Raw genomic sequence first — 25808 nt, forward strand, 5'->3', positions numbered from 1 at the left:
TTAACATCCTTCATTAATAATCATTACTTTTTTCTCATTGATGGTATAATTTATATTGGTTGAATATTGGATAATCTCTAAAAGCTGATCAATGGTCAGGTTTTTGTAAGTCCCGGTAATCAAACACTCTTTTGAAGTTTTGCTGAATACTTCCACTTCCACACCATACCATTCTTCCAACTTTTTGGCCACCCCGTTTATGGTTTCATTGAAAAACACCAGTTTTTCGGATTGCCACCCAAACACAAGGTCCTCATTCTCTATTTGAGAGCTGGATAGATTACTTTCATAAAAAATGGCTTGCTCACCTTTTTCTATTATGACCTCCTCTTCTTTCCTATTTGAGGCCACCATTACTTTACCTGACTTTACCGCTACGGATTCATTAGCCTCAGACCTTGCATTGATATTGAAAGAAGTACCCAAGACAGTAGTTGTCAACTGATGAGTTTTTATCTGAAATGGCAGTGATTCGTTTCTTTTCACTTTAAAAAACGCCTCTCCTTCAAGCATGACATGTCGGGCCTCATCAAACTCCTTGTTCACTTTCAACACACTATTACCGTTAAGATAAACCTGTGTCCCATCCTGAAGCTCAATTTTCTTCCTCTCTCCTTTCTCACTTTTATAAGTCAAAAATTCTTGATGTTCAGTACTTGTTAAAAAATAAAACAATACTGTAGCGGCTACACATATGATACTGACAGATGCAGCCAACTTAGTCAAAAAAGTAAAGCCCTCATTTCGTTTGGTATCTCCTTTTTTGATTTTATCCAAAGTAGCTTGATAGAGCTTTTCTTTATACTCCTCTTTAGAAAGATCTGTGTAGACGATCGGATCTTCCTCCTCTTTGGATAAGTACCAGTCATCCAGCAACTGTTTTTCTTCTTGGGTTATCTGAGCTTTGAAAAGCTTGTTGACCAACTGTCTGAGTCGCTTCTTATTTAGGTTTTCATCATTCATATATCTCTAAGTGATGAAAACTTTATTTTACTACCTCTCGTATTCAAAATTTATTATCAAAAAAACTCAAAAAACATTAATCTTAATTCCAAAAATCATTCAACAGCTAGTTGTTAATTACGAAAAAATTAACACAACCCCTTTAATATTATGTTTATTAAAAAAATAACATACATTTAACTCAAAAAATATATTTATTACTAAAATTCATTTATTTAACAAAACAAATACATTACCCAACAGATACTAGCCATAATTTCAGCTGAATTAATATCAGAATCATTCAATAACAGTTCAAAAGATTATTTATTCTCTGAAAACCTAAGGGATAAATATGAAGAAGGGGAATTATGTCTGAAGCTATTAAAAAAGTGCTCCTATTTGGAAAAATCTTTCCACAACAATTAGAGAAGCTTTGTATCTACCTACAAATGTTCAAGTTAGCAGCTTAACAAAGTCAATTGGCAGCAACAAGTATTAAAAAAAGCAAAGGAGCATAATCCTTTAACTCCACTCGTAATACGCTGAGCGATTTATGGAGGTTGTTATGAACGGTCTGCTGGGACAACTGAAGCTTCTCTGCAATTTCCTTACATTTAAGCCCCTCAAACCTGCTCATCTTAAAAATTAGTTGTTGTCTCTCCGGTAATTTTTCCAAGGCTACTTCCAGTTGATCAAATAACTCATCAAATTCCACTTCATTGGATCTTGACCCAAGGTGCGACTGATGAATTCTTTCCAAACTACCATCCCATTTTCTCTGATCTATAGCTTTGTAAACATGGTACTTGACCGCAGTATGTAAGTAACTCTGAAAGTTGGTCTTTATCTTCAGCGTCTTTCTTCTTTTCCATATATCTGCAAAAACCTCTTGAACAATATCCTCTGACAGCTGCTGAGATTCCAGCCTTTTCAAAGTAGCCGCAAATAATTGCTCCCAATACTTTTCAAAAACCTCTCTAAAAGCGGCAGTATCGTCTTGCCGCATCCTATTAATAAGTTCAATATCGAGGCTTCTTTCAATCATAAATGGATGGAATGGTTTTTTTCGCTTTATGAAGCACTCACAATATTAACATAAAAAATTAATAATCATAACATTATTAATTTTTTTCATTTTATTTCCTTTTCCACATAAAAAACTTCATATCAATACCTTATAAAAACTAAAAACCTTTGCCATTCCACAAAGATGTTATCTGATTCAACTCTTTCTTAAACCCACCCTATCTTTCTGTAGGTTGATCTATATCCTCAATACGGTAGTTTGTTGCTACTATTTCAGAGAACATCTTTTTTAACCAAAAGCACCACCGCACCAATCCAATCACTATACAATCAAAAATCCCTTTAACCCTTCAGATTCTGTAGATTCCACTGCTGCCTAAAAAAAGAAAATCAGCTCCAAAATAATTTGGAGCTGATTTAACTTGTCTTTACTCGAATGAAACAGCGATTAGAATCCGTATATCTCTGCTAAATGGGTAAAATTGGTATTTCCATAGGTACTAGTGATCGTCACCCTAAAGTACCTGGCATTGCTTGAACTTGTCAGAAATACCGGATTGTTATTATTGTCATTAGGAAGGTTTCCCGGGAATATCTCTACCTGGGTCCAATTCTCACCATCCTCGCTTAATTCAATAAACAACTCATTGACATTTCCTGTCCCTCTATTCTGTCTCTGGATAAATGAAAAACCATTGACCAACTTACTTTCACCCATATCAACAGTTATTATATGAGGCAAACCAGGGGATGCTCCCTGCCATTGTGTATGCCAGAAAGTTTCTATATCCCCATCCAAAGCATGCTTGGCATGTCCATTGTTTTCGCCTTCTCCTGAAACTTCTTCTGAAGAAACATCATAAACATTCCATTGCGACCGATCAAAAGCCTCATAAACAGGTGGGTTGGCGTCCACCAAAAAATACGTGGTCCTTAATGCTTCATTGACTGGTAGATCACTCTGTACTGATTTGATGGTCACAGGAAGCAGGTATTTCGTTTCAAAATCAAACCCCTTACCAGGATTTACCCACAGCTTCAGCGATTCGGATTGCATTTCGCCGGCAGTAATAAAAGCCTGATCTCCAGAAAGCTCATAACTTCCTTCAGGCATCAATTCGTAATCCGTTCCATTTTCTTGGTTAAACCCAGCCACCATTTCTGGAGCCAATTCAAACTGGATATCCATGTCCTTACCCAACACATCAGGGGACCCGTAGGCTGCCCCAAAGACGAGGGCCTGCGCACTATCTGTCATTACCAAAGTATGCTGGGAAGGCTTATCAATGGCTTGAGGCATATAAATCTGTGCAAAAGGACTGATTTCAAGCTCATCATTTTCGCAAGAGGACAAAGTTGCCATTACAAGCAAGCCAGCCATCCCCAAATGAAATAAATTATATTTTTTCATATTGTTTACTACGTTTTTAATTTGAAATCTAACTACCGACTAGTAACCAGGAAACTGTACCAAAACTTTATTCCTGTCGATTTCCCTTTGAGGTATTGGATAAAAATAGAATTTATCTCTCCAGTCTGTCCGGGTAAAGGCAACCACTCTTTGATGGAATGCCGGATCGGACATATAACCACCTGCCTCAATATTCATCCCATGAAACTCACCTCCCTGGTGGTCTTCTTCAGTATCTGCAATTTTCCACCTTCTTACATCCCAGTAGCGATGCCCCTCATACATCAATTCAATCTGTCTCTCCAAGCGGATTTCCTTTCGCATAGTAGCCTGATCAGTATTTCCTTCATATTCTGCCAATCCCCCCCTGTTTCTGATTTCATTGAGATAGATCAATATATCTGGGTGGCCTGGAGAATATTCATTGAGTGCCTCTATATAATTCAGGTAGATCTCTCCCAGGCGGATCATCATGGCCGGCCTTGCAAAGTTTGTCCCGCTTCTGAAATCAGTATTAGGGTGAATGTTCTTCCTTGCTGTATACCCTGTAATTGGCCAATCCCGCGGGGCACCTTGCTTACCACTATTGCCACTAAAATAAAATTCCACATAATCAGACCCGGGCACAGACACCACAGGCACAGTAGCACCATTAAATGTTACATTGACATAGAACCTAGGCTCTCTACCGATATACATGTTATAAGTGCCAGCCGCATATAATTCACTCGCCTCTGAAGTAAAACCTGTTTCAGTATATCCGCTGGTTGGATCATCTATACTTTTCCCATTGGCCATTCTAAAATCGTCCACCATCTCTTGGGTAACCGCAATACCATTCCAAGCTTGACCATTGGCATTCCTTGGAGAACAATGTCTCTCCCAAGAACCATTAACATTATTGTCCGGTCTCAACCAAATCCCCTCTGTATCCCAACCATCGTACATCAATTCTTTACTAGAGAGATATCCCTTCATAAAAGGATCTTCATGGTCTACTTCATATAGATCCCATAATCCCATGTCTATCACTTCTTTCGCTGCATCTGCTGCATCTTTCCATCTTTCCTCTTCATAAGTCTGGTTAAATAAAACAGTCCCATCTTGGTTTTTGAAATTGCCCAAACTTGTATTTCCATTAAACAAAGGGCTGGCATGATACAGCAAAATTTGGGATTGTACGGCTTTTATGATTGGCTTGGTTATCCTACCTGTTTGCTGTAAATCCTCCTGATTGGGATTATTAGGGTTTAAATGCTTTTCAGGCACCAACTCATAGGCTTTATCCATCTCAGAGAGCACATACGCCACACTTTCATCCCAAGTACTTCGAGGGATTTGAAAATCCGCTTCCGGCGGCAATGTACTTTCCCCCATAATCACTATTGGCCCATATTGCTTCATCATCAACCAATAGAAATATGCCCTCAGGAACCTGGCCTCTCCCTTGTATTGGGAAATCAACTGTGGTCCCCCCGGCTGCTCCAATATTTCTTGGTTCATGTCAATATTTTCGAGGAAAATACCTGCTGACCTAATGGTTTGATAATACCAGTCCCAATGGTTTGGGTCGGTATTTACTGGTGTAAGCGCCCCTGAATTGATCGCTGGTTGAGACCATGCATAGTTTACTTCATCAGACTGACCACTCCATGGCGTACCGTAAGGTTGATCCCACATCTGGGGAATAGGGTTGTATATCCTTGCCAGCCATTCCTCAGTCATGTTTTTGTTGGTAAACACGTCCTCTAGTGTAGTGATATTATCAGGAACAGTATTTAAAAAGTCCTCATTACAACTTGAAGAGAAAAGTAACTGCCCCATTAATGCCAAAGCAATTAATCTATATTTTTTATCTTTTAAGTTCATCATTTTTCTCTAGGTTTTATTGAAAACTAGCTCTTACACCAAGGTTAATGGCAGTGGTATTTGGGTATGCCGTTCCTCTGCCATCACCAAGTTCTGGATCCCATATTTTCCATGGGGAAAAGGTCAAGAGGTTGGTTCCATTCACATAAACCCTTAGGTTTTTCATGCCAAATTTCCCCAAGGCATCCATGCTGAAATTATAAGCTACCTCTGCATTTTTCAGCCTAATATAATCTGACCTGTACAGCCACCATGTGCTACCATAATAGTTGGTAGTTACATCCTGTCTAGTGGATAACCTGGGATAAAAGGCATTAGGGTTAGGATTTTCCGGAGTCCACCGATCCAGTACTTTATTATATAGATTTCCCCTTGTTGGGCCTTCTGAAAAAGGAGTGGTTCCTGTTCCTCCCGAATACATAAAATCAGATTTTCCAGCTCCCTGGAAAAACACCACAAATTCAAAGCGTTTAATCCCTACTCCCAAATTTAGCCCATACAAAATCTGAGGAATGGAACCGTATCCAATGGCTTTCTGGTCATAACTATTGATCATACCATCGCCGTTTAAATCTTGGTATTTAATATCCCCGGGACGGATATCTCCAGCCTGCTCGGGAGAATTCAGGATATCTTCCTCATCTTCAAATAAGCCCAAGGCTACATAGCCAAATCGCTGGTCTATGCGATGTCCTACCCTATTTTCCCAAGGATGTTGCCAAGGGGGAAGGCCATCAAATACGTTTTTATTTTGGTTATAATTAAATGTTCCCCTGAACGATACAAAGTCAAAAAGAGAACTTGTTGGGAAATATTTATTATAATTTAGCGTGACATCAATTCCCTTATTTTCTGTGATCCCTATATTACCATACGGGATATTAGATGTAAATCCAGAGGCTCCTGGAATATCATTCTGTATCAACAAAATCCCTGTACGACGTTCTTTAAAAAGTTCCACAATCAGTGACAGGTCATCATCAAATGAACTGATCTCAATCCCGAGATTATGACGCTTACCTGTTTCCCAAGTCACATCTGACCCTACTTGGCCTTCTTCAAGTCCTTCCCAGGTTCTTGTATTACCCGGAACACCAAATGTATAGCCTGAGCCATCTCCTAAATCATTTATCCTGGTTTGGAAAAGGAACCTTGAACCGGTATCACTATTTCCGGTCAACCCATAGGTATATCGGAATTTCAAATGACTAATGACGTTTTTAATGGGCTGAAAAAATTCTTCATTGGACACCATCCATCCCGTACCAAAGGAAGGGAAAAAGCCAAATCTTTTCTTCGGCGAGAAGTTTTCTGAACCTGAGTATCCAAAATTTGCCTCGACAAAATACCTATCTTCATAACCATAGGTTGCCCTTCCAGAAACCCCTCTATGTCTAAAAGGAATAGAGGCAATTAAATCACCCGCATCGCCATTTACATAGTCTGACTGATAATACAGCAATAGGCCTGAAACATCGTGTTTACCAAATGAGCGGTTGTAATTAAGATCTGTCTGCGTATAGAATTTTCTGTTTCCCCCTCGGGAATTTTCAAAGCCTAGCACATCGGATCCCGGAGAAACAACCTGGGTAATCAATTCTCCATTTTCATCTCTTCCGGTGGCAAAATAGGTCTGTACGCTTCTGGTCCTGTTCAGATTGTTCCACCCATAGGCATCAAAAGAAAACATAGTGTTCGCACTTAGCCCTTCTGTAATGGCATCTAGTTCCTGTCTGAGGCGAATATTTGACTGGATAGTGTTTCTATATTCCGTAGCATAGCCCGACTGTGTCAAGTTTTTGTATGGATTTGGGATGTTTCCACCCCCTGATCCTTGCGGCCATAGCCCATTGGAGTACCTTGGGGGTATAACATGGGGCGGTGTCTGTGTGGCTTGGTCAAACAGGTCACCGGTTCCTACTCCAGGATAATTGCCATTGATGATAAACCCGCTAATCCCCAATTCCAGTTTAGTGGTCTTGGTCACCTTTACATCCACATTTGTCAGAAAGTTGAACCGATCTACCTTTAACTGGGAATTATAGGACTGCACCTCATCATTCTTCAGCATGCCCGTTTCAGAGAAATATCCTGCAGAAACATAGTAATTGGCATACTCGGACCCTCCCCTAACATTCACATTGGCACTTCTATTATATCCATATTTGTTGAACAGCTCATCATACCAATTCACATTAGGGTACAAGTCAGGGTCTTCACCGGAAATATGTTTTAGAATTTGCTCTTCAGAATATTGTGGACTTCTTCCCCTTACTTCCAAACCTTCATTGTATAAGCGCATAAAATCTGCAGCTTCCACAAAGTCTGGTAATTGGGTAAATTGGGTAACAGCATGATTGACTTCCACATTAATTTGTGGTTTTCCGGCTTGGCCGGATTTCGTGTTGATGATGATCACCCCATTGGCCCCTCTTGCTCCGTATACTGCAGTAGCAGAAGCATCCTTTAGGACTGTAAAACTCTCGATATCTTCCGGATTAATATTATTGATTCCCCTATCTGGTACACCATCCACTATTAACAAAGGACTTCGTGGACTTGAGCCAAATGTAGCAATACCACGAATAAATATATCAGCTCCATCATACCCTGGCTCTCCACTTCTCTGCACGGAAACTACACCTGCTAACCTGCCTCCAAGGGAATTGGTCAAGCTTCTATTAGGTAATTTAAGCTCCCCTGCTTTTACAGTTGATTGGGATCCCACCAAACTCACCTTCTTCTGCTCTCCAAAACCAACTACTACCACTTCTTCCAACGACTCGGTATCTTCCTGAAGTACAACCTCGTATCGACTGGACGCCCCTATTTCCACCTCTACTGGTTTAAAGCCAACAAAAGAAACTAGAATTTTTGGGCTAGCTGTAATTAACTGTAATGAAAACTCTCCATCTACATTAGTCGCAACACCATTGGTTGTACCTACTTCTGTTACATTGGCTCCGGGAATTGTCACTCCCTCGCTGTCCTTGACCGTACCAGTAATAGTCCTCTCCTCCATCTCCTCTTTTTTAACCTCAGGGATTTCCCGCTTTGACTTGACAACATTGACTGTATTATTGATTCTTTTAAAATCCAATGAGGATTGATTTGCGATATAGCCCAACACCCCCTTCAGCTGCTCGTTCTTGAATGTTTTGGTAAGCCTAATCGCTGGATCCAAATCATCTCTGTCATAGGAAAATTTGACAGGAGTCGACTTTTCAATCAAACCAAAAGCTGCTTCCAAACTATGGTTTTCAAATGATACATTCAGCAGAATTGCCTCCTCTTTTTCATCCTTTTGTTTGTGCTCACCTACCTCTCCCGCATACAACTCGCCCACCTTCCCTATACACAATAGCACCACAAGTATAATAGCATGGGTACCACCGAGTTTAAGTAATAGTTTTTTCATATTTTTACTAGGTTTTAATAATTAAGAAGTTTTAAAACAAATTCATCAATACCAATTCATCCCCATGCTTGGTATTGACATTAAGGGAAAGTGCTTCATCAGTAATCACCTTCATCACCTATATATAGAGCAATTTGGCTTTGAAAGGCATTAAAAAACTGCTTTAAATTATGATGGCATATTACTTTTGAGGCACCTCCTATTCTTCTTAAGAGCTATTGATATTTTTCATATTGTATTTATTTTGGGTTTAGTAAATAATCACTTTATCATCTTCAATTTTAAATTCAAAGTCCTTGACAAAACCAATGCTCCCTAGCACATTCTCCAAACTTTCATTGTCAAAACTACCTGTGTAGTCCCAGGCTTGATTGGCTACCTGCTTGTTTATTAAAACCACCTCCACCCCGTACCACTTCTCCAATTCTTCCCATACTTCTTCACTGCCTACATGACGAAAAGATAAGATTCCTCTTTTCCAAGCCAACACTTCAGACACATCAAATTTTCCTTTGACAAACCTGATTTCATCCTTTATTTCCACTGCAACCTGTTCTCCTGGAATCAAAAGTGTAGACTCCTCCATTCCCTCTTTGCTCTGCATGTTCACTCCCACTTTACCGGTGACCAAGGATATGCTGACTTTGTCACCATTTTGCTTGATATTAAAGGACGTTCCTAGGGCAGTTGTAAGGGTGCCGTTTGCCTTGACCCTGAATGGGCGGCTATCTTTGGCAACATCAAAAAATGCCTCTCCTTCCAGGGTCACATACCGCACCGTATCGTTAAATACCTCTTCGCATTTTATGCTACTTCCCGCATTGAGCATCACAATAGTCCCGTCACTCAGTCGGGTCGTCAGTTTTTGTCCCATTTGTGTAGTCTTCGTAAGGAATGCTATCTGGGGAATGGTGGAAGACGGTTGATTGGCACGCTGCAAAAACAAAAAACTGATAAATAAGCCTATACCTGTCATCATAGCAGCAACCCACTTCCATCCATTATTTCTTTGGGGCCTGTAGTGCTCATACCTTCCATGCAAAGCCACTATATTCGCTTCTTTACCTCCATTTTCCTGCTTCTCTATTCGCTTGTTGATCTTTTGAAGAAGGTCTGAGGTTCTTTGCTTGTTGACTTTAATTTCAGAAAAGTTTAGCACTGAAATAGTGTCTTTAGCTTCTTCGGCTAAAGGAATAAGGTGAGGATACTGTTCAAAAATCGCTTCCCAAGCAATGTCGCTTTCAGCCCCTTTTGCCCATCTGATAAATGATTCATCAGTTAAAAAGTCCTCAATCCGATAATCTTGATATGTTTTTTTCTTGTCCTTCAAAGTAAATATCTACTGATCTTTACTCATAAATCCTGGGACTGGTCAAATTACTCCTTAATCAAGAAAATAAATTTCAAAAAATATTTCAGGTTAAATAGGACACTCTAAATTCTCTAAAAAAACAATCTGGTTATCCGCTATGATGCCAGTAACCATACATCCTTTGCTCAAGTGGTCGGAAGCCTGCCTAACGGCTAGGTAGAACCAAAGTCTGAAGACCAAAGCAGTTAATACTTTAATCAAAAGGGTAGTTTCTACTCGCTTTTAATCTTTACTAGTAGAATTGCGGATATACATAAAAAAATAATTTTGGTCCATATAATACAGAAATAAAAAAATACAATCAACGCAATTCTTTCCTTAAAATTATCATGGCCTTGGACACGGCATTATATACAGCTTTCTTTTCCAATCCCATCATTTCACCAATTTCACCAAAGGTCAATTCATTATAATATTTCAAATAGACAATTTCCTTCTGTCTGGAGCTCAGCTTTCCAAAAGTATGGTTCAACTTCTTGTGTAACTGCTCTTGGGATTCCTTCTGAATAATGGTGGCTTCCAAAGAAGCGTTGAAACTCACGGAGGACTCTGAAAAAATCTCCCATAACAAAACACTTTTCTTTTTCTTTCTGATATCCTTTAGCAATTCATTTCTAAATGACGCAAGAAGGTAGTACCTGATGTTGCTTGTTTCTTTCAGCTCGGACCTTTTCTGCCAGATCCGACAAAAAACTTCTTGGATATTATCATCAATAACGGAAGCATCTTGGGTAAAGCTATGTCCATACCTTACCAAATGGTCAATATGTTCAACATATATTTTATCAAAAGCTTCTTTGTCTCCTTTTTTCATTCGCTGCCACAAATGGGCATCATCTTCTTCTTGATATAGGAGTTCTATAAAAGACATATAAGGCTAATTTTGGGTTGGGTCTATTAAAGTCAGGAACAATAAACACTAAACTTCTAAATGGGTTTAGCATTATCAATCCAGACAATAATTTGGAATATATACAGAATACCACAAAATTCCAACGCCATTTTAGTTAACTAAAAAATAATTCGTCAACCTAATTAAAAAAATCAAAAAAAACCGGTGTAAATTAACACCGGTGTATTTCATTAGACCAATTTTAATAAATAGGTCAATCACTTCATTGTGATATACTGCATAAATTCTTTCCTGGTCGTATCATCTTTGTCAAACTTTCCACTGTAAAAGGAAGTGACCGTTTTGCTGTTCACATCTTTCACGCCACGGGAAGACACACACATATGGTGTGCATCAATGACCACCGCTACATCATCCGTACCCAAGATATCTTTCAGTTCATTACCGATCTGCATGGTCAACCTTTCTTGTACTTGTGGGCGCTTGGCAAAATATTGGACGATCCGGTTAATCTTAGAAAGTCCGATTACATGTCCATTAGAAATATAAGCCACATGAGCTTTTCCATAAATTGGCACAAAATGATGCTCACAATGAGAAAAAAACGTAATGTCCTTTTCTACCAGCATCTCACTGTATTTGTATTTATTTTCAAAAAGTTTCACATCAGGTTTGTTCTTTGGATCCAAGCCACTGAAAACTTCTTGGATGAACATCTTGGCCACCCTTCTAGGGGTTCCACTGAGGCTATCATCTGTCAAGTCCAACCCAAGCACATGCATGATTTCTTTAAAATGCTTTTCGATAAGCTCCATTTTAAGCTCATCATCCATTTCAAATGCATCTTCTCTCAAAGGTGTTTCGTGGGAAGTCCCAATATGTTCATCCCCAATTTCATCAATGGATCTATCCAGATTAATCCCCGTCGTATTCAACATAATTTCTTTCTGTTTCATATAATCGAACCGTTAGATCGTATTTCTTATCAATTTCTTTCCTTAAAATATTCCAAATAACCACAGCAATGTTTTCTGCAGTTGGGTTAAGTTGTTTGAATTCATCGGTATCTAGGTTTAAATTTTTATGATCAAACTTCTTTAATATCTTATCCTTTATCAGATCACTCAATACTTTCATATCAAAAACATAGCCAGTATCAGGATCAATAGGACCTACCAATTTTACAAAGAGCTCATAATTATGCCCATGATAATTTGGGTTGCTGCACTTACCAAACACTTCATTGTTTCTTTCTTCTGTCCACTTTGGATTATAAAGACGATGTGCTGCATTAAAATGCTCTTTACGGAAAACCGATACTCTCATTATAGCTTTTAACCATTTACGAATTTCATCTGATAGGGTGATTCATTTTCCACTTCCTAAATCAGAACAATATTTTTCAAAGAATTGTTTAACCCATTTACTAACTTAGTAAACACCCCACATTCAACCTCTTAACTATCAATAGCTTTGATCTTTTAAGGAGCGCAAAATTAACCAAATAAAATTTCATATGCACTCCATTTGCTGATTATACTCCTAAAGGCTGCTTTTTTTGCATATTATTTAGAGAATTTTGAATTCAAGAACAAAATGAAACGGGAAATCAGTTCATTTTTACAATGTTTACTTTATTTTTGCGTTATCAAATAGAAACTACAAACAACTAGTTTCCAATTCATTACATCACCCGATTACCAACATAATTGAAAAAAACAATTTATGCTTAAAAAGACCGGACTTATTCTGGCCCTTGTGCTTAGTACAGCCCTTTCTGCCTATACACCCGAATACAAACTTGAAAACTTGCCCACTATTTCCTCATCCGAAAATACAGCGGAAGTATTGTTGTCTAAAATAAAGGTACACCTTCAAAGTGATAAAAAAGAAAGTACGCTAAGTGAAGAAGCTTTACAATTAGGGGTTTCAGGTTATCTAAAGCTAGCCAAAGCTGGTGAAATACCAGAGGATAAACCATTGACCATTATAGACTTTAGCCTTCCTTCTTCTATGAAAAGGCTTTGGACAATTGATCCAGTATCTGGAAATATACTACACCATACTTTTGTGTCACACGGAAGAAATAGTGGCAACCTAATGGCCACAAAATTCTCCAATACCAATTCCAGTTACATGAGCAGCTTGGGCTTTTACCGAACTGCCGAAACTTATAGTGGAAAACATGGCTATTCCCTAAGGCTGGACGGAATCGAAAAAGGAGTCAACGATAATGCCAGAAAAAGAGCCATTGTCATTCATGGAGCAGAATATGCCAATCCAGAATTCATTACAAAAACAGGGAGGTTAGGAAGAAGCCTAGGCTGCCCTGCTTTGCCCATGGCAGTGTTTAAAGACATCATAGACACCATCAAAGAAAACAGCTGTCTGTTTATCTATGCCCCTGATAGGGCCTATCATAAAAACAGTCAGCTACTTGCTACCACATAGCGATGATGGGGTATCTTAAAAATAATATCGACTAACTGGTTCTCCCATCAATTTTGCCAATTTAATATCATTGTCATAAATATCCTCTCTGACCTGAAAACCACCCTTACCATTCCATGCAGTAAGATACAGGATCCAAACCGCTGGAGTTTGCTTTAGGTTTACTTGCTTTTCTTCATCCCTTCCCATCGCAGCGGCTATAGAATCTGTTCCCCAGTCCTTTTCTGAGGCTAGTAATTTTGCAGCGAAATCCGCTGGCTTTTCAATTCTTATGCATCCATGGCTAAATGTTCTTTGATCCCGGTCATATAAAGCTTTTGCTGGAGAATCATGAATATAGATACTGTAGGGGTTTGGAAACATAAACTTCACTCTTCCCAAGGCATTTTCATCACTCGGTCTTTGTCTTATATAATATGGAAAAGTGTCCTCTTGCCTTAACTTTCCCCATTTTATTTTTCGATTATCTACCTCATTACCATCAAGGTCAACCACCATCATGTCGTGATCTTTTAGGTAGTTCTCATCCTTTTTAATCGCAGGGATTACTTCATTCCACAAAATCCCTTGCGGTAAAGTCCAGTTTGGACTAAACACTAAATAGCTCATTTTAGCTGTAAATACAGGAGTTTGGTGATATTCTTTTCCCACCACAGCTCTAGTGGTAAAAACAGTGTCCTTTCCTTCCACATAATCCATGTAAAAATTAGGGATATTCACCAATACTTTGGGACCATCTTCTTTGCTGAAGTCCGGCAACCACCTCAACCGTTCCATATTCACTTTCAGCTTGACTGTCAAGTCCTGGTTATTAAGGTTTATGGCATGCCAAAAATCTTGTCCCATCACTCCGTCATCCATCAATCCATGCCTCGCTTGGAAACACTTCACAATATCCTCCAACTTTTCATCATACCGACTTGGCTCTTCTGAGGAAACTTCTTCATACCCTAAAGACGCTAGTCGTTCACGTACTTGAGTAATCACAGCATCACTGTCTCCTACTTCAAGTTTCCCTTCATAAACTATAGCCTCTATATTTTCCGGATTTTCTTGCTGCGTTTGTAAAACCAATTTCAGTCGATCCCTCAATTGCCCGTAAAGAGTATTTTTAGGCCTTAACTCTTCCAACACATCTTCAACTGACCCTGTTTTGCCTAGTCCAATTTCTTTTAAAAGTACCTCTAATGAAGCTGCTGATTCTTTTCTGTCAATTTTCCAAGTTTCAGAAAACTGGGAGGGATCCACTTTGCCCATATGCAAATCCTTAGAGAGTTTTAAAAATTTATTGCTCATTAAGATTTCGAGGCGGGCAATATCTTCGGGTTTCCCACCCTCTTGGATTTTCGCCAAAAGTCCATGCATATCCTCATTAAAATAGTCTGTTTTCTGAAGCCCATCATACTCTACATCTTCCAAAGCCTCCACAAACTGCTCCCCTTTATCAGTAAGCCCATCACTCACCAACCAAATGGGCCTATAATCAAAAGATGAATAAATGCTATCTAAAACAGCATCTCGTTTAACTTTTACTTGAATCGCCTTTAGCGTATTTTCATCCACCTTGGATTGGCAGGCGGCTACAAACAAAAAACCTAAAAAAATCCATTTAGTATATCTTTCCATAAAATTATTATTGGTTGCTAATGGACATTGCAATGACTGTGCCATCCCATCATCTCCAACAACTTGGACCTCACTAAGTATTAATCAAATAAGGCCTCGGATATTCGACGGTCCCTTTCATAGATATCCTTGCGAATATGTGGATTACCACTTTCATCTGTCCAAAATGTCAAGTAGAGCAATACAACTGGAATTTTTTCCTTCAGCATAACTGTAGTTTCTCTACCTGAATGCATCGCTGCTTCAATCTCTTTATGCCCCCAATCTTTGTTATCTTCCAATATCACTTCTGCCAACCTTTCGGGATTCTGCACCCGAATACAGCCATGACTAAATGCCCTGATATCTTTAGAAAACAAGGATTTAGATGGAGTATCATGGATGTATACATTATGCTTATTCGGAAATATAAACTTGGCCAAGCCTAAGGAATTATGAGGGCCTGGGCTTTGCCTGATCATATAGGGAAAACTCTTGGAAGAGGTCTTCGACCAATCTATTGCACTGGGGTTGACTTCCTGTCCGGAATAAGTCAAAATCTTCAAATGGTTCCTATTTAAGTAATTAGGATCTTTTTTGATTTTTGGAATCATTTCATTTCTAATGATAGAAGAAGGAACCGTCCAGGTGGGGCTTAAAACGATATAGGACATCTCTCCATTAAAAATCGGTGTAGTATGATATTGCCTACCCACTATCACAGGAGATGAAAAAATTGTATCCAAGCCATTCTGCTGAACCAGATCCAACTGGAAATTGGCAATATTAACCACAACAAATCGATTATCCATAACTGTATCTGGAAGCCATCTCATCCGTTCAAGATTAACCGCTACTTTCTTTATCAAAGCAGCTGGAGTTTCATTCAAAGCGTCATAAGTATCTTTACCCACTACGCCATCGGCAGTCAATCCGTTCCTTTTTTGAAAGTGTAAAACGCCCTCCATCATCGCAGAATCATACAACTCTACTTCTTCAGGTGTATATTCTTTCAAATCCTTCCAAAACCAAAGCCTTTTCCTAACATCCGCAACAACCTTTCCGTACTCACCCACTTTAAGTACTTTATTTCCACTAATCTTGTTCCAATCAATAGCATCATTCTGTTCCATCTTATGATAAGCCCTCAAACTTTCACGCATCCTAGGATAAACTTTGAACACTGGCCAAAACCCTTTAAGGTTTTCTGTTAGTTTCCCACTTTTCAAAGCCGACTCCAACTCTTCCTCAAATTTCAACTTCATTCTTTTGGGTTGAATTTCCCAATCTGTCTTCAAAGCTTCCTGTGACACTTTTCCCCTGTAAAGATCAGTAGCCAATTTCAAGTAAGCATCTGACAGTATCAAATCAATATAAGCCAGGTGCAATGAACTCTCATTTTCATTTTTTAGAGAAAACTCATTTATAAAATCTTTGATCTCGGAAAGGTGGTACTCTTCTGGAGTCAATCCATCAAAACGGGCTTCTTCTATTTGCCCCAACAATTTCTGGGCATTCTCAGACAACCTTCCCTTTTGAGTCCAAGCCTCCTGAAAATCCCTATTGGTATAAAACTTCAACAACAGATCATATTGGACCAAATTCAATTTACCATTATGGTTTGATCCATTTATAATATGGGCCTCTAACAAATTCCTAATCTCAATAGATACATCACTTGATGTCAAAGCTGACTGAGCTAAAACATGTCCTATAATTAGTGATAAGCAGAATGGCAAAAATACCTTTTTCATAAAAATTGATTTCTTTCAATCAATTTAAAAATAAAAACATAAAAAAAGCCGGACTAACCGGCTTTATATTTATTGTATTTTCAAGTCTGCAAACTCTTGTCCTAAGCTCCAAGATGCTTTAAGCATGGCCAGAAAATCTGCCATTCGATCTAAGGGGATCATATTAGGCCCATCACTTAAGGCTTTGGCCGGTTCAGGATGTGTTTCTATAAAAAAACCATCCACACCTGTGGCTGCCGCTGCCCTTGCCAAAAATGGAGCGAACTCTCTTTGCCCTCCACTACTTCCTCCTTGCCCTCCAGGCTGCTGTACAGAATGGGTGATATCAAAAACAACAGGTGCAAACTGCCTCATGGTAGGTAGAGCCCTCATATCCACTACCAAATTGTGATACCCCAGGGTAAAACCTCTTTCGGTCAAGCATACATTGTCGTTTCCTGTTGACCTGACTTTACTCACAGCGTACTGCATGTCTTCTGGAGCCATAAACTGGCCTCTCTTCACTTTGACAGCTTTACCTGTCTTTCCTGCTGCTAGTAACAAATCAGTTTGCCTACACAAAAAGGCAGGAATCTGTAAAACATCCACCACAGCTCCAACTTCATCCGCTTGGTAACTTTCATGGATATCCGTAACCAATGGAACGCCTAGTTCCTTTCCTACCCTCTGCAGCACCTCCAAAGACTTGTCCATTCCAATTCCACGAAATGATCCAGAAGAGGTCCTATTGGCCTTGTCAAAAGAGGCTTTAAACACATAAGAAAATCCATTTTTCTCCGCTTCAGCCTTCACTGTACTGCCGATTTCCATGCAAATATCAAAACTCTCCACAGCACAAGGTCCAGAGAATAATACGGGTTTATTCTCCCCCAAAACCACATCTTCGGTGATTTTCATTGCTTGGGTATATTTTTTCATCTTTTGTTATTTCTCTATCAATTCTTTAATAATCTTCTTTAGCAATCCTTTGGAGCTCAGGATCAAGTCTCCCACTTCCCTGAAAACCCCTCTGCCTCCTGGAAGAGAAGAAACCATATCCACTTCTTCCTTTACATAAGGTAGAGCATCCATTGGAGCAACCGACAAGCCCACCTTGCAAAGGATAGGCAAATCAATCAAATCATCACCGATATAGGCGCATTCTTCCAAGGAAAGGTCATATTCATCCAATACTTCCCTCAATTGAACTCCTTTGTCTTTGATACCGTGATAATGAAAATCAAAGCCCAGCTCTTTACAACGGCTCCTGACCACGGGAGAATTCCTACCAGTGATCGCCCCTACCATCACTCCATGCTTTTGCAAGACTTTCACGATAAGACCATCTTTTACATTGAATTTTTTCAACTCTAAGTAATGATCATCATAAATCACTCCTCCATCTGTCAGTACACCATCCACATCCGTGATCAGTAGTTTGATTTTTGCTGCTTTCTTTAAAATTTTATCGTCAATCCCATTTAGGTAATTTTCCATATCTATTTATTTTTCTTCCACTGGATAGAATAAAGATCCAACCTTCTTTGGGCCAAGTTCCTCACACTTCCCTGCTTCCTGAGCTTTGTAAGTAAATCCAAGTCCACATCCGCTACAATGGTGGTCTCTGTATTCAATGAAGCTTCCGCAACTACAGCATCATGGGGAAAGGAAAAATCAGAAGGAGAATATATGGCCGCTTGAGAATGCTGAATATCCATATTCTCTACCCGAGGCAAGTTTCCTACAGAACCTGTAATGGCCACATAACATTCGTTTTCTACTGCCCTGGCCTTGGCACAGGTACTGACACGAAGGTAGGCATTTTTAGTATCAGTCCAGAAAGGAATAAACAAAATGTCCATTTCCTGTTCTGCCAATATTCGGCCCAGCTCTGGAAATTCCACATCAAAACAGATCAATATCCCTATTCGGCCCGCATCCGTATCAAACACCCGAATTCCATTGCCTCCCTGTAAACCCCAATAAGCCTGCTCATCTGGAGTAATGTGGAGTTTATATTGCTTGTCCGTAGTTCCATCACGGCGACACAGGTAACTCACATTCCTTAGCTTCTTCCCATCATATTCCGGCATACTACCAGCGATAATGTTCACATTATATGATAAGGCCAGGTCCTGCATGCGAACCACCACTTCTTCTGTATAATCGGCAAGGTTCCGGATAGCCTCAGAGGCATCCATATCATTGAAGTCAGCCAAAAGCGGCGCATTGAAGAATTCTGGTAACAGGCAAAAGTCCGACTTGTACCCCGAAACTGTATCAACGAAAAACTCCACTTGCTGCATCAGGTCATCCACATCCCGGAAACGCCTCATTTTCCATTGCACTAGTCCCAGCCTAACTATGGATTTTCTATTTCCAATGAGTTTTTCTTCTTTCTCATAATAAATATTGTTCCACTCCAGAAGGGTTGCATAGGCGCGGGAATCCTTATCCTCAGGCAGGTATTTTGTAATTACTTTACGGACATGAAATTCATTGGCCAGCTGAAATGATAGCACCGGATCATAAATCTCCTTGTTTTTCACCAATTCTATATATTTTCTTGGCGTCATCTGATCCGCGTATTTATTATAGCCAGGAATTCTCCCCCCTGCAATAATGGACCTAAGGTTTAGGTTTTCACAAATCTCTTTACGTGCATCATACAACCTTCTCCCTAGCCTTAGCCCTCTGTATTCCCTGTCCACAAAAACATCCGTTCCATAGAGGGTATCGCCATTTTCCAAATCATGCGTATCAAATTTCCCATACCCGGTAATTTCATCATAAGTGTGGTTATCCCCGAACTTGGCATATTCTACTACCAAACTCAAAGCAACTGCCACCACCTTTCCATTGTCCTCAATACATATCTGCCCTTCTGGAAAGGAATTGATTTGATTCTTAAACTCCTGCTTGGTATAAGCCATGCTTTGGGTCTGATAAATAGACATCATTATATCACGAATGTCATTGTAATCAGAAAGATGAATATTCCTTAATTTGAGTCTATGTTCTAGCTCTTCCTTTTGTTTGCTCATGCTTCAAAGTTATCTTATGACACAACAAATATCTGCCATAATGCTCATAACATTTATGGTCAATTGTAAATAAATCATTCAAACACCAACTGGTTTGGCAATATAAATATTATTAATTTGTAAGTTATATATTGAATTTATCGGTCAACTATTTAGAAGAAACATGGAAGAACTTCTGCAAGATGTTAAGGAAGATGGCGTTGGAGCTTTTTTAGATAAAATAAATGAATTCCTCCAATACACCATTATTACCCTAGGGGAGTCTAAATTAACCATTGGCCTGATCATAGCCCTTGTATTTTCCATTTTTGTACTGATTATTGTCACCGAGTGGATCAAGAAGTTTATTGTCAACAAGCTGCTCACTCGGTACCACATGGATCTCGGCACCAGACAATCAGTCGGAACCATTATACGTTACGTGTTATTGATCGGTGGCTTTGTAATTATTGTTCAAAATACCGGCATTGACCTGAGTGCATTAGGTATTTTGGCCGGTGCGTTGGGTGTTGGTATTGGTTTCGGTTTACAAAACATCACCAACAATTTTATTAGTGGCCTGATCATTCTTTTCGAACGTCCCATCAAGGTCGGAGACCGCATTGAGGTTGCCGATGTCAACGGAGATGTTATTAAAATTTCAGCCAGGTCCACTATGGTGGTAACCAATGACAACATTTCTGTTATCGTTCCAAACAGCCAGTTTATCGATAATCCCGTGATCAACTGGTCCCATAATGACAGAAATATCCGATTTAACTTTCCAGTAGGTGTTTCCTATAAAGAAGATCCTCAAAAGGTAAAATCTATCCTTATGGAGGTGGCACAGAAAAACGAAGGAGTGTTGAAAACCCCTCCACCTGATGTATTGTTTGTTGAATATGGAGACAATAGTATCAATTTCATCTTAAGAGTATGGACTTCTGACTTTATCAACCGCCCTCAAGTGCTGAAGAGCCAACTCTACTATGAAATCTTCAGAAGGTTCAACGAAGAAAATGTCGAGATTCCATTCCCTCAAAGAGATTTGCACTTAAAGTCTGGCTTCGAAAACCTAAAAGACGCGTAAAAAACACTCCTTAAGATTTGAACACCCCAAGTCCTAATAACCTTTAGGAACTTAAGGTGTTTTTGTGTAATAACTAAAAGAACAGAACTGCGCTAAAACCCCCATTACACATAATTTACCGCACTTTAAATCAATAAATTAGTCGTTAAATACTAAATTTGAAAATTTTAAATAATAATCGTTTATTTACAATTATAAGTTGGATCACCCTAAAAACTAGCAACTTAAACACACTTGTTAATTTTCATTATTCAACACGAAATGAAACGATTATTACTATTTTTTTTCATTCTGCTCCTTATGTCCAGCAGCCTGAAGGCACAAAGCTTCTATCGTTTCAGATTTGAAGAGCCATGGTCAGTGGGAATGGGAGGAGGAGTCTCCCAATATTTTGGAGAACTCTACTCCCTTTGGAAATATGAAGAAGGCATCCAGCCTGATTATAATTTTTCCATCAATGTCCGCAGGACCATCGGAACCAAGACAAGGCTTAGATTGGAAGGCTCGTACATTCAAATGTCAGGGCAGGACCCTCCTTCTGACCCAAGGAGCTATAGATCACCTCGGAACCTACACTTCAGGGCCAGAAATATTGAAGCAGCCTTTTTAGCAGAATACCATTGGAAACCTGTAAGGCTGAACAACATTACCCGTCACTTCCTCAACTGGTACATCTTTGCAGGAGTAGGCGCAAGTACCAACACTCCCAAGGCACAGTTGGATGGTGAATGGATCAGCTTAAGGCCTTTGGCGCTCGAGGGAAAAGAATATCCGGGCATCGTGATGGTCTTCCCTATGGGACTAGGTATGAAATACAAACTGAACGTTTACACTGATTTGTTCATTGAAGGGAACTACCGCTTTACGCTTTCTGATTACATGGACGATATCAGTGCCTACAATATCAAGGATTTTTACCTCAACCTTCTAGAAAGTTACGGTGAGTATGGAGAAGGTCCTATGCCAGAAAGATTACGCTTGGCTGTAAGGAATCCAGATTGGCTGGATGAGAACGGCATGCCTGATGTAGAAAAAATCCGTAATGGCATTTACTTTGACAAGTATGGAAATTTCCAACACCGCATTAGAAGAGGAAGTGGTTTAGAACACCGATTTGATGGCTACTTCACTTTCAATGTGGGAGTAGAAATTTATTTCTCCGAAGATATCTGGGAAAACTGGCTGAGAAGGGGCCGTACAAGGCAGCGTGGCTGGAGATTCTGGTAATGGATAGGCCTTTGATTTTAAATATTTAACTTAAGTTTCAACATTTAATGATGGCATGACCTGAAGTCATGCCATCATTAAAAAGGTATTTCGTACCACTTACTTCTTTTCCCTGTTTAACTTCAATTTATATTCAACACTTCCTGCCTATCATCGTCCCCTACTTACTACACAAATACAAAGGCATATCCCATTTATTTTTATAATTTTGCAAGCAATCCTTTTATAAGTAACAATTTTGCTAAAAATGGCTGATTATAATTTTCAAGAAATAGAAAAAAAATGGCAGGAAAGATGGGAAGCTTCCCAAATTTTCAATGCCAAAGTTGACCCACAAAAACCTAAATTCTACAGCTTGGACATGTTCCCTTATCCATCAGGTGCTGGGCTTCATGTAGGACACCCACTGGGCTATATTGCCTCGGACATCGTCACACGATTCAAAAGACTTCAGGGATACAATGTCCTCCACCCAATGGGTTATGACTCTTTTGGCTTACCTGCTGAGCAATACGCCATCCAAACTGGTCAACACCCAGCCATTACCACAGAGGAAAACATCAAAAGATACACCGAGCAGCTAAAAAACATTGGCTTTGCTTTTGACTGGGACAAAGAGGTAAGGACTTCTGACCCCAGTTATTATAAATGGACGCAGTGGATTTTCATGCAGCTGTTCAACAGCTACTATGACAAAACCGCTGACAAAGCCAAGGACATCAGTGAGCTGGTCAAAATATTCGAAACAGAAGGAAATCCAACTGTAGATGCTGTAAGTGACGAGGATGTGGAAATATTTACTGCAGAAGAATGGAAAGGCTATTCTGAAAAGAAACAGCAGCAAGTATTGCTTCAATATCGATTGACTTATCTGGCTGAGACTACCGTAAACTGGTGTGCTGCCTTGGGCACTGTACTTTCCAATGATGAAGTAAAGGATGGTTTTTCTGAAAGAGGTGGACATCCAGTAGAAAGAAAGAAAATGATGCAGTGGAGCATGCGCATCACTGCCTATGCAGAGCGATTGCTCAATGACTTGGACAAAGTAGACTGGAACGAACCCATCAAAGAGATGCAGCGAAATTGGATCGGTAGGTCCAAAGGGGCTGAAATGGTCTTCCAAGTGAAAGGACAAGATAAAAAAATCAAGGTTTTCACCACCAGAATTGACACCATCTACGGGGTAACCTATTTGGCACTGGCTCCTGAGAGTGAGTTGGCAGCCGAACTGATCACCGAAGACCAAAGAGAAGAAGCAGAGGCCTACATTCAGGTTGCCAAAAACCGTTCTGAAAGAGAACGCATGAGCGATGTAAAAACTATCTCAGGTGCTTTCACAGGAAGTTATGCCATCAACCCGTTCAATGGAGAAGAAATCCCTGTCTGGGTAGCCGACTATGTGCTGGCTGGATATGGAACCGGCGCTGTCATGGCCGTTCCGGCGCATGATGAGCGAGATTACAATTTCGCCAAGCATTTTGGGTTGGAAATCCGTCAAGTATTGGAAGGAAGCATGGAAAATGGCTCTTTCCCTGGAAGGGATGGCATAGCCATGAATTCAGGCTTCTTAAATGGCTTGGTAATGCAGGACGCCATGGACAAAGCCATTGAATTTTTGGAGGAAAATAAAATCGGTAAAGGCAAAATCCAATTCAGGATGCGCGATGCCATCTTCACCAGACAAAGATACTGGGGAGAACCTCTACCGGTTTATTTCAAAGATGAAATCCCATACCTGGTAGAAGAAAAGGACCTTCCTATCGTATTGCCGGAAGTTGACAAGTACCTCCCCACTGAAGATGGTGCCCCTCCACTGGGCAGGGCCCAAAACTGGACTTACAAGACAGCTGATGGTGAATTCCCGCTAGAGTTGAGCACCATGCCGGGCTGGGCCGGTTCTTCATGGTATTTCTTGAGATACATGGATCCGCAAAACAACACGGAATTTGTAAGTAAGGAAGCACAGCAGTACTGGGAAGCAGTGGATCTGTACATAGGAGGAGCAGAGCATGCCACTGGCCACTTGCTTTACAGCCGTTTCTGGACCAAATTTCTTTTTGACAAAGGCTTGATCAATATTGTGGAGCCATTCAAGAAGATGATCAACCAGGGTATGATCCAAGGAAGATCCAATTTTGTCTATAGGATAAAAGGAACTAACCAATTTGTGAGTCATGGACTCAGAAAAGATCATGACACTGCTGCCATGCACGTAGATGTCAATATCGTTTATAATGACCAGCTCGACTTGGACAAATTCAAAGCTTGGAGACCAGACCTGGGCGATGCTGAATTTATCCTGGAGGATGGAAAATACATTTGTGGTGCGGAAGTGGAAAAAATGTCCAAGTCCAAGTACAACGTGGTCAATCCAGATGACATCATCAACCGATATGGCGCTGATACCTTGAGGCTTTATGAAATGTTCCTTGGACCTTTGGAGCAGTTTAAACCTTGGAACACCAATGGCATTGACGGCGTATCCAAATTCTTGAAGAAACTCTGGAGACTCTACCATGATAAAAATGGAAACTTTGCCGTTTCTGATGCAGAACCAAGCAAAGAAGAGTTAAAAGCCTTGCATAAGACCATCAAGAAAGTAGAAGAGGACATGAACAATTATTCTTTCAACACCTCTGTGTCAGGTTTTATGATTTGTGTGAATGAGCTTAGTGGCATGAAGTGTAACAAACGGGCAATCCTTGAGCCATTGGCCATCATTGTCTCTCCTTTTGCACCACATATCGCTGAAGAACTTTGGTCGCTTTTGGGCAATGACCGCTCCATTGTGGAAGCAGCCTTCCCTCAATACAAGGAGGAATTCCTTACTGAAAACAACCATGAATATCCAGTATCTATCAATGGTAAAATGAGGGCCAAGCTATCACTTTCTTTAAGCTTGAGTAAAGAAGAAATTGAAAAAGCTGCTTTGACTGATGATACGGTTTCCAAATGGCTGGACGGCAAGACACCGAAGAAAGTCATTGTGGTTCCAGGAAAGATCGTCAATATTGTGGTTTAAATACCTTCGAATAGATTATGCTAAAAGGTTTGCCCTGAATTAGGGCAAACCTTTTTTGTTATCTAAAATCATTCATAACCGTAAACGCAACAGTAATCCACTTAATTGGCAATTCACGTTGACAGTTCATCCAAATTTATATCTTTGCTTTTAAAGTAAAATTGAACACATGCAAATATCCAACAACAAAGTAGTAGGGCTCACTTATGAACTAAAAGTGAGTAAAGAGGAAGAAGAATCAGCTCCTTTTAGTGTAGAAATCCGGGACCAAGAAGACCCGTTCTATTTCATTTTTGGTAACAGTGGATTACCAGAGAAATTTGAAGCTTACTTGGCCAACAAAAAAGAAGGGGAAAGTTTTAGCTTTGTTTTGGAAGTGGATGAAGCCTACGGCGTCGCAGATGATGAATTGATCGTGGATATTGCCAAGGCCCAGCTGACCGAAGAAAGAGGTTTCAAGCCTGAAATGCTCCAAGAAGGTAATTTCTTACCTTTGGTAGATGAAGAGGGTTACCCCATGCAAGCTAAAGTATTGAAGGATCTTGGGGATGATCTTTTATTGGACTTTAATCATCCTTTAGTGGACTTTAAATTACATTTTGACGGTGAAGTGCAAGAAGTCCGAGAGGCTACCGTGGAAGAAATCGCGCATGGTCACGTTCACGGCGAACATGGACTCCAACATTGAATTTAGATATTAGACGCTAGACTCTAGAAAAAGCTGGGCCAAGTCATATGCTTCGTCCAGCTTTTTTTATAAAAT

General features: G+C 39.8%; 19 protein-coding genes. 5 read left to right on the plus strand and 14 right to left on the minus strand.

Features of this window, described 5'->3' with window-relative positions; translation table 11 throughout:
• The 9 genes from IFO69_RS03540 to IFO69_RS03580 all read right to left on the minus strand — a co-directional run bounded on the left by IFO69_RS03540 (position 1) and on the right by IFO69_RS03580 (position 12220).
• Positions 1-963 carry a FecR family protein gene (locus IFO69_RS03540; RefSeq protein WP_192008336.1) on the minus strand — a complete coding sequence of 321 codons (963 nt, stop codon included), beginning with the start codon at positions 961-963 and terminating at the stop codon, positions 1-3.
• A gap of 457 nt (positions 964-1420) precedes the next feature.
• Positions 1421-1990, minus strand: a complete 570-nt coding sequence (locus IFO69_RS03545; protein WP_192008338.1) for an RNA polymerase sigma factor — start codon at positions 1988-1990, stop codon at positions 1421-1423.
• A gap of 429 nt (positions 1991-2419) precedes the next feature.
• Positions 2420-3382 (minus strand): discoidin domain-containing protein, encoded by a 963-nt coding sequence (locus tag IFO69_RS03550; RefSeq protein WP_192008340.1) that lies wholly within the window; start codon positions 3380-3382, stop codon positions 2420-2422.
• A gap of 39 nt (positions 3383-3421) precedes the next feature.
• A complete protein-coding gene (locus IFO69_RS03555) occupies positions 3422-5254 on the minus strand; it encodes a RagB/SusD family nutrient uptake outer membrane protein (protein ID WP_192008342.1) in 1833 nt (610 codons plus the stop codon).
• Positions 5255-5267: 13 nt separating this feature from the next.
• Positions 5268-8669 carry a SusC/RagA family TonB-linked outer membrane protein gene (locus tag IFO69_RS03560; protein WP_192008344.1) on the minus strand — a complete coding sequence of 1134 codons (3402 nt, stop codon included), beginning with the start codon at positions 8667-8669 and terminating at the stop codon, positions 5268-5270.
• 250 nt (positions 8670-8919) lie between these two features.
• Positions 8920-9999 carry a FecR family protein gene (locus IFO69_RS03565; protein ID WP_192008346.1) on the minus strand — a complete coding sequence of 360 codons (1080 nt, stop codon included), beginning with the start codon at positions 9997-9999 and terminating at the stop codon, positions 8920-8922.
• A gap of 343 nt (positions 10000-10342) precedes the next feature.
• The gene (locus tag IFO69_RS03570; RefSeq protein WP_192008348.1) at positions 10343-10912 is read right to left on the minus strand and encodes an RNA polymerase sigma factor; all 570 of its coding nucleotides are present in this window, start codon (positions 10910-10912) and stop codon (positions 10343-10345) included.
• A 239-nt stretch (positions 10913-11151) separates the two neighbouring features.
• A complete protein-coding gene (gene folE / locus IFO69_RS03575; RefSeq protein ID WP_192008350.1) occupies positions 11152-11850 on the minus strand; it encodes a GTP cyclohydrolase I FolE in 699 nt (232 codons plus the stop codon).
• Positions 11810-12220, minus strand: coding sequence for a 6-pyruvoyl trahydropterin synthase family protein (locus tag IFO69_RS03580; protein ID WP_192008352.1), 411 nt, complete (start codon positions 12218-12220; stop codon positions 11810-11812). The genes folE and IFO69_RS03580 overlap by 41 nt, the downstream gene beginning before the upstream one ends.
• Before the next feature lie 399 nt (positions 12221-12619).
• On the opposite strand from IFO69_RS03580, the gene IFO69_RS03585 reads away from it, so the two are divergent.
• A complete protein-coding gene (locus IFO69_RS03585) occupies positions 12620-13345 on the plus strand; it encodes a murein L,D-transpeptidase catalytic domain family protein (RefSeq protein ID WP_192008353.1) in 726 nt (241 codons plus the stop codon).
• Between the two features lie 15 nt (positions 13346-13360).
• Here the strand turns inward: IFO69_RS03585 and IFO69_RS03590 are convergent, their stop codons facing one another.
• The 5 genes from IFO69_RS03590 to IFO69_RS03610 form a co-directional block, all read right to left on the minus strand.
• Positions 13361-14971, minus strand: coding sequence for a L,D-transpeptidase family protein (locus IFO69_RS03590; RefSeq protein ID WP_192008355.1), 1611 nt, complete (start codon positions 14969-14971; stop codon positions 13361-13363).
• 80 nt (positions 14972-15051) lie between these two features.
• The gene (locus tag IFO69_RS03595; protein WP_192008357.1) at positions 15052-16704 is read right to left on the minus strand and encodes a L,D-transpeptidase family protein; all 1653 of its coding nucleotides are present in this window, start codon (positions 16702-16704) and stop codon (positions 15052-15054) included.
• A 69-nt stretch (positions 16705-16773) separates the two neighbouring features.
• Positions 16774-17622, minus strand: a complete 849-nt coding sequence (gene kdsA, locus IFO69_RS03600; protein ID WP_192008359.1) for a 3-deoxy-8-phosphooctulonate synthase — start codon at positions 17620-17622, stop codon at positions 16774-16776.
• Positions 17623-17628: 6 nt separating this feature from the next.
• Positions 17629-18180: a KdsC family phosphatase gene (locus IFO69_RS03605; protein WP_192008361.1), complete on the minus strand. Its 552-nt coding sequence runs from the start codon at positions 18178-18180 to the stop codon at positions 17629-17631.
• Positions 18181-18182: 2 nt separating this feature from the next.
• On the minus strand, positions 18183-19727 hold the full coding sequence (locus tag IFO69_RS03610) for a bifunctional GNAT family N-acetyltransferase/carbon-nitrogen hydrolase family protein (RefSeq protein ID WP_192008363.1): 1545 nt from the start codon (positions 19725-19727) through the stop codon (positions 18183-18185).
• Between the two features lie 163 nt (positions 19728-19890).
• On the opposite strand from IFO69_RS03610, the gene IFO69_RS03615 reads away from it, so the two are divergent.
• The 4 genes from IFO69_RS03615 (at position 19891) to IFO69_RS03630 (ending at position 25733) form a co-directional block, all read left to right on the plus strand.
• Positions 19891-20796: a mechanosensitive ion channel family protein gene (locus tag IFO69_RS03615; RefSeq protein WP_192008369.1), complete on the plus strand. Its 906-nt coding sequence runs from the start codon at positions 19891-19893 to the stop codon at positions 20794-20796.
• Between the two features lie 300 nt (positions 20797-21096).
• Positions 21097-22023: a hypothetical protein gene (locus IFO69_RS03620; RefSeq protein ID WP_449390406.1), complete on the plus strand. Its 927-nt coding sequence runs from the start codon at positions 21097-21099 to the stop codon at positions 22021-22023.
• Between the two features lie 247 nt (positions 22024-22270).
• Entirely contained in the window at positions 22271-25045 is a 2775-nt protein-coding gene (gene leuS / locus IFO69_RS03625; RefSeq protein WP_192008374.1) for a leucine--tRNA ligase, read from the plus strand.
• A gap of 169 nt (positions 25046-25214) precedes the next feature.
• Positions 25215-25733 carry an FKBP-type peptidyl-prolyl cis-trans isomerase gene (locus tag IFO69_RS03630; protein ID WP_192008376.1) on the plus strand — a complete coding sequence of 173 codons (519 nt, stop codon included), beginning with the start codon at positions 25215-25217 and terminating at the stop codon, positions 25731-25733.
• Positions 25734-25808: the final 75 nt, after the last annotated feature.

This window comes from Echinicola arenosa, assembly GCF_014841125.1.
Taxonomy (GTDB): Bacteria; Bacteroidota; Bacteroidia; order Cytophagales; family Cyclobacteriaceae; genus Echinicola; species Echinicola arenosa.

Excerpts from the sequence above, each read along its gene's own strand:
- IFO69_RS03620 (WP_449390406.1), top strand. The coding sequence starts at position 21,097 with ATGTCCAGCAGCCTGAAGGCACAAAGCTTCTATCGTTTCAGATTTGAA.
- IFO69_RS03605 (WP_192008361.1), bottom strand. The coding sequence starts at position 18,180 with ATGGAAAATTACCTAAATGGGATTGACGATAAAATTTTAAAGAAAGCA.
- IFO69_RS03590 (WP_192008355.1), bottom strand. The coding sequence starts at position 14,971 with ATGGAAAGATATACTAAATGGATTTTTTTAGGTTTTTTGTTTGTAGCC.
- IFO69_RS03555 (WP_192008342.1), bottom strand. The coding sequence starts at position 5,254 with ATGATGAACTTAAAAGATAAAAAATATAGATTAATTGCTTTGGCATTA.
- IFO69_RS03560 (WP_192008344.1), bottom strand. The coding sequence starts at position 8,669 with ATGAAAAAACTATTACTTAAACTCGGTGGTACCCATGCTATTATACTT.
- IFO69_RS03595 (WP_192008357.1), bottom strand. The coding sequence starts at position 16,704 with ATGAAAAAGGTATTTTTGCCATTCTGCTTATCACTAATTATAGGACAT.
- IFO69_RS03585 (WP_192008353.1), top strand. The coding sequence starts at position 12,620 with ATGCTTAAAAAGACCGGACTTATTCTGGCCCTTGTGCTTAGTACAGCC.
- kdsA (WP_192008359.1), bottom strand. The coding sequence starts at position 17,622 with ATGAAAAAATATACCCAAGCAATGAAAATCACCGAAGATGTGGTTTTG.
- IFO69_RS03550 (WP_192008340.1), bottom strand. The coding sequence starts at position 3,382 with ATGAAAAAATATAATTTATTTCATTTGGGGATGGCTGGCTTGCTTGTA.
- folE (WP_192008350.1), bottom strand. The coding sequence starts at position 11,850 with ATGAAACAGAAAGAAATTATGTTGAATACGACGGGGATTAATCTGGAT.
- leuS (WP_192008374.1), top strand. The coding sequence starts at position 22,271 with ATGGCTGATTATAATTTTCAAGAAATAGAAAAAAAATGGCAGGAAAGA.
- IFO69_RS03540 (WP_192008336.1), bottom strand. The coding sequence starts at position 963 with ATGAATGATGAAAACCTAAATAAGAAGCGACTCAGACAGTTGGTCAAC.
- IFO69_RS03545 (WP_192008338.1), bottom strand. The coding sequence starts at position 1,990 with ATGATTGAAAGAAGCCTCGATATTGAACTTATTAATAGGATGCGGCAA.
- IFO69_RS03610 (WP_192008363.1), bottom strand. The coding sequence starts at position 19,727 with ATGAGCAAACAAAAGGAAGAGCTAGAACATAGACTCAAATTAAGGAAT.
- IFO69_RS03580 (WP_192008352.1), bottom strand. The coding sequence starts at position 12,220 with ATGAGAGTATCGGTTTTCCGTAAAGAGCATTTTAATGCAGCACATCGT.
- IFO69_RS03615 (WP_192008369.1), top strand. The coding sequence starts at position 19,891 with ATGGAAGAACTTCTGCAAGATGTTAAGGAAGATGGCGTTGGAGCTTTT.
- IFO69_RS03570 (WP_192008348.1), bottom strand. The coding sequence starts at position 10,912 with ATGTCTTTTATAGAACTCCTATATCAAGAAGAAGATGATGCCCATTTG.
- IFO69_RS03630 (WP_192008376.1), top strand. The coding sequence starts at position 25,215 with ATGCAAATATCCAACAACAAAGTAGTAGGGCTCACTTATGAACTAAAA.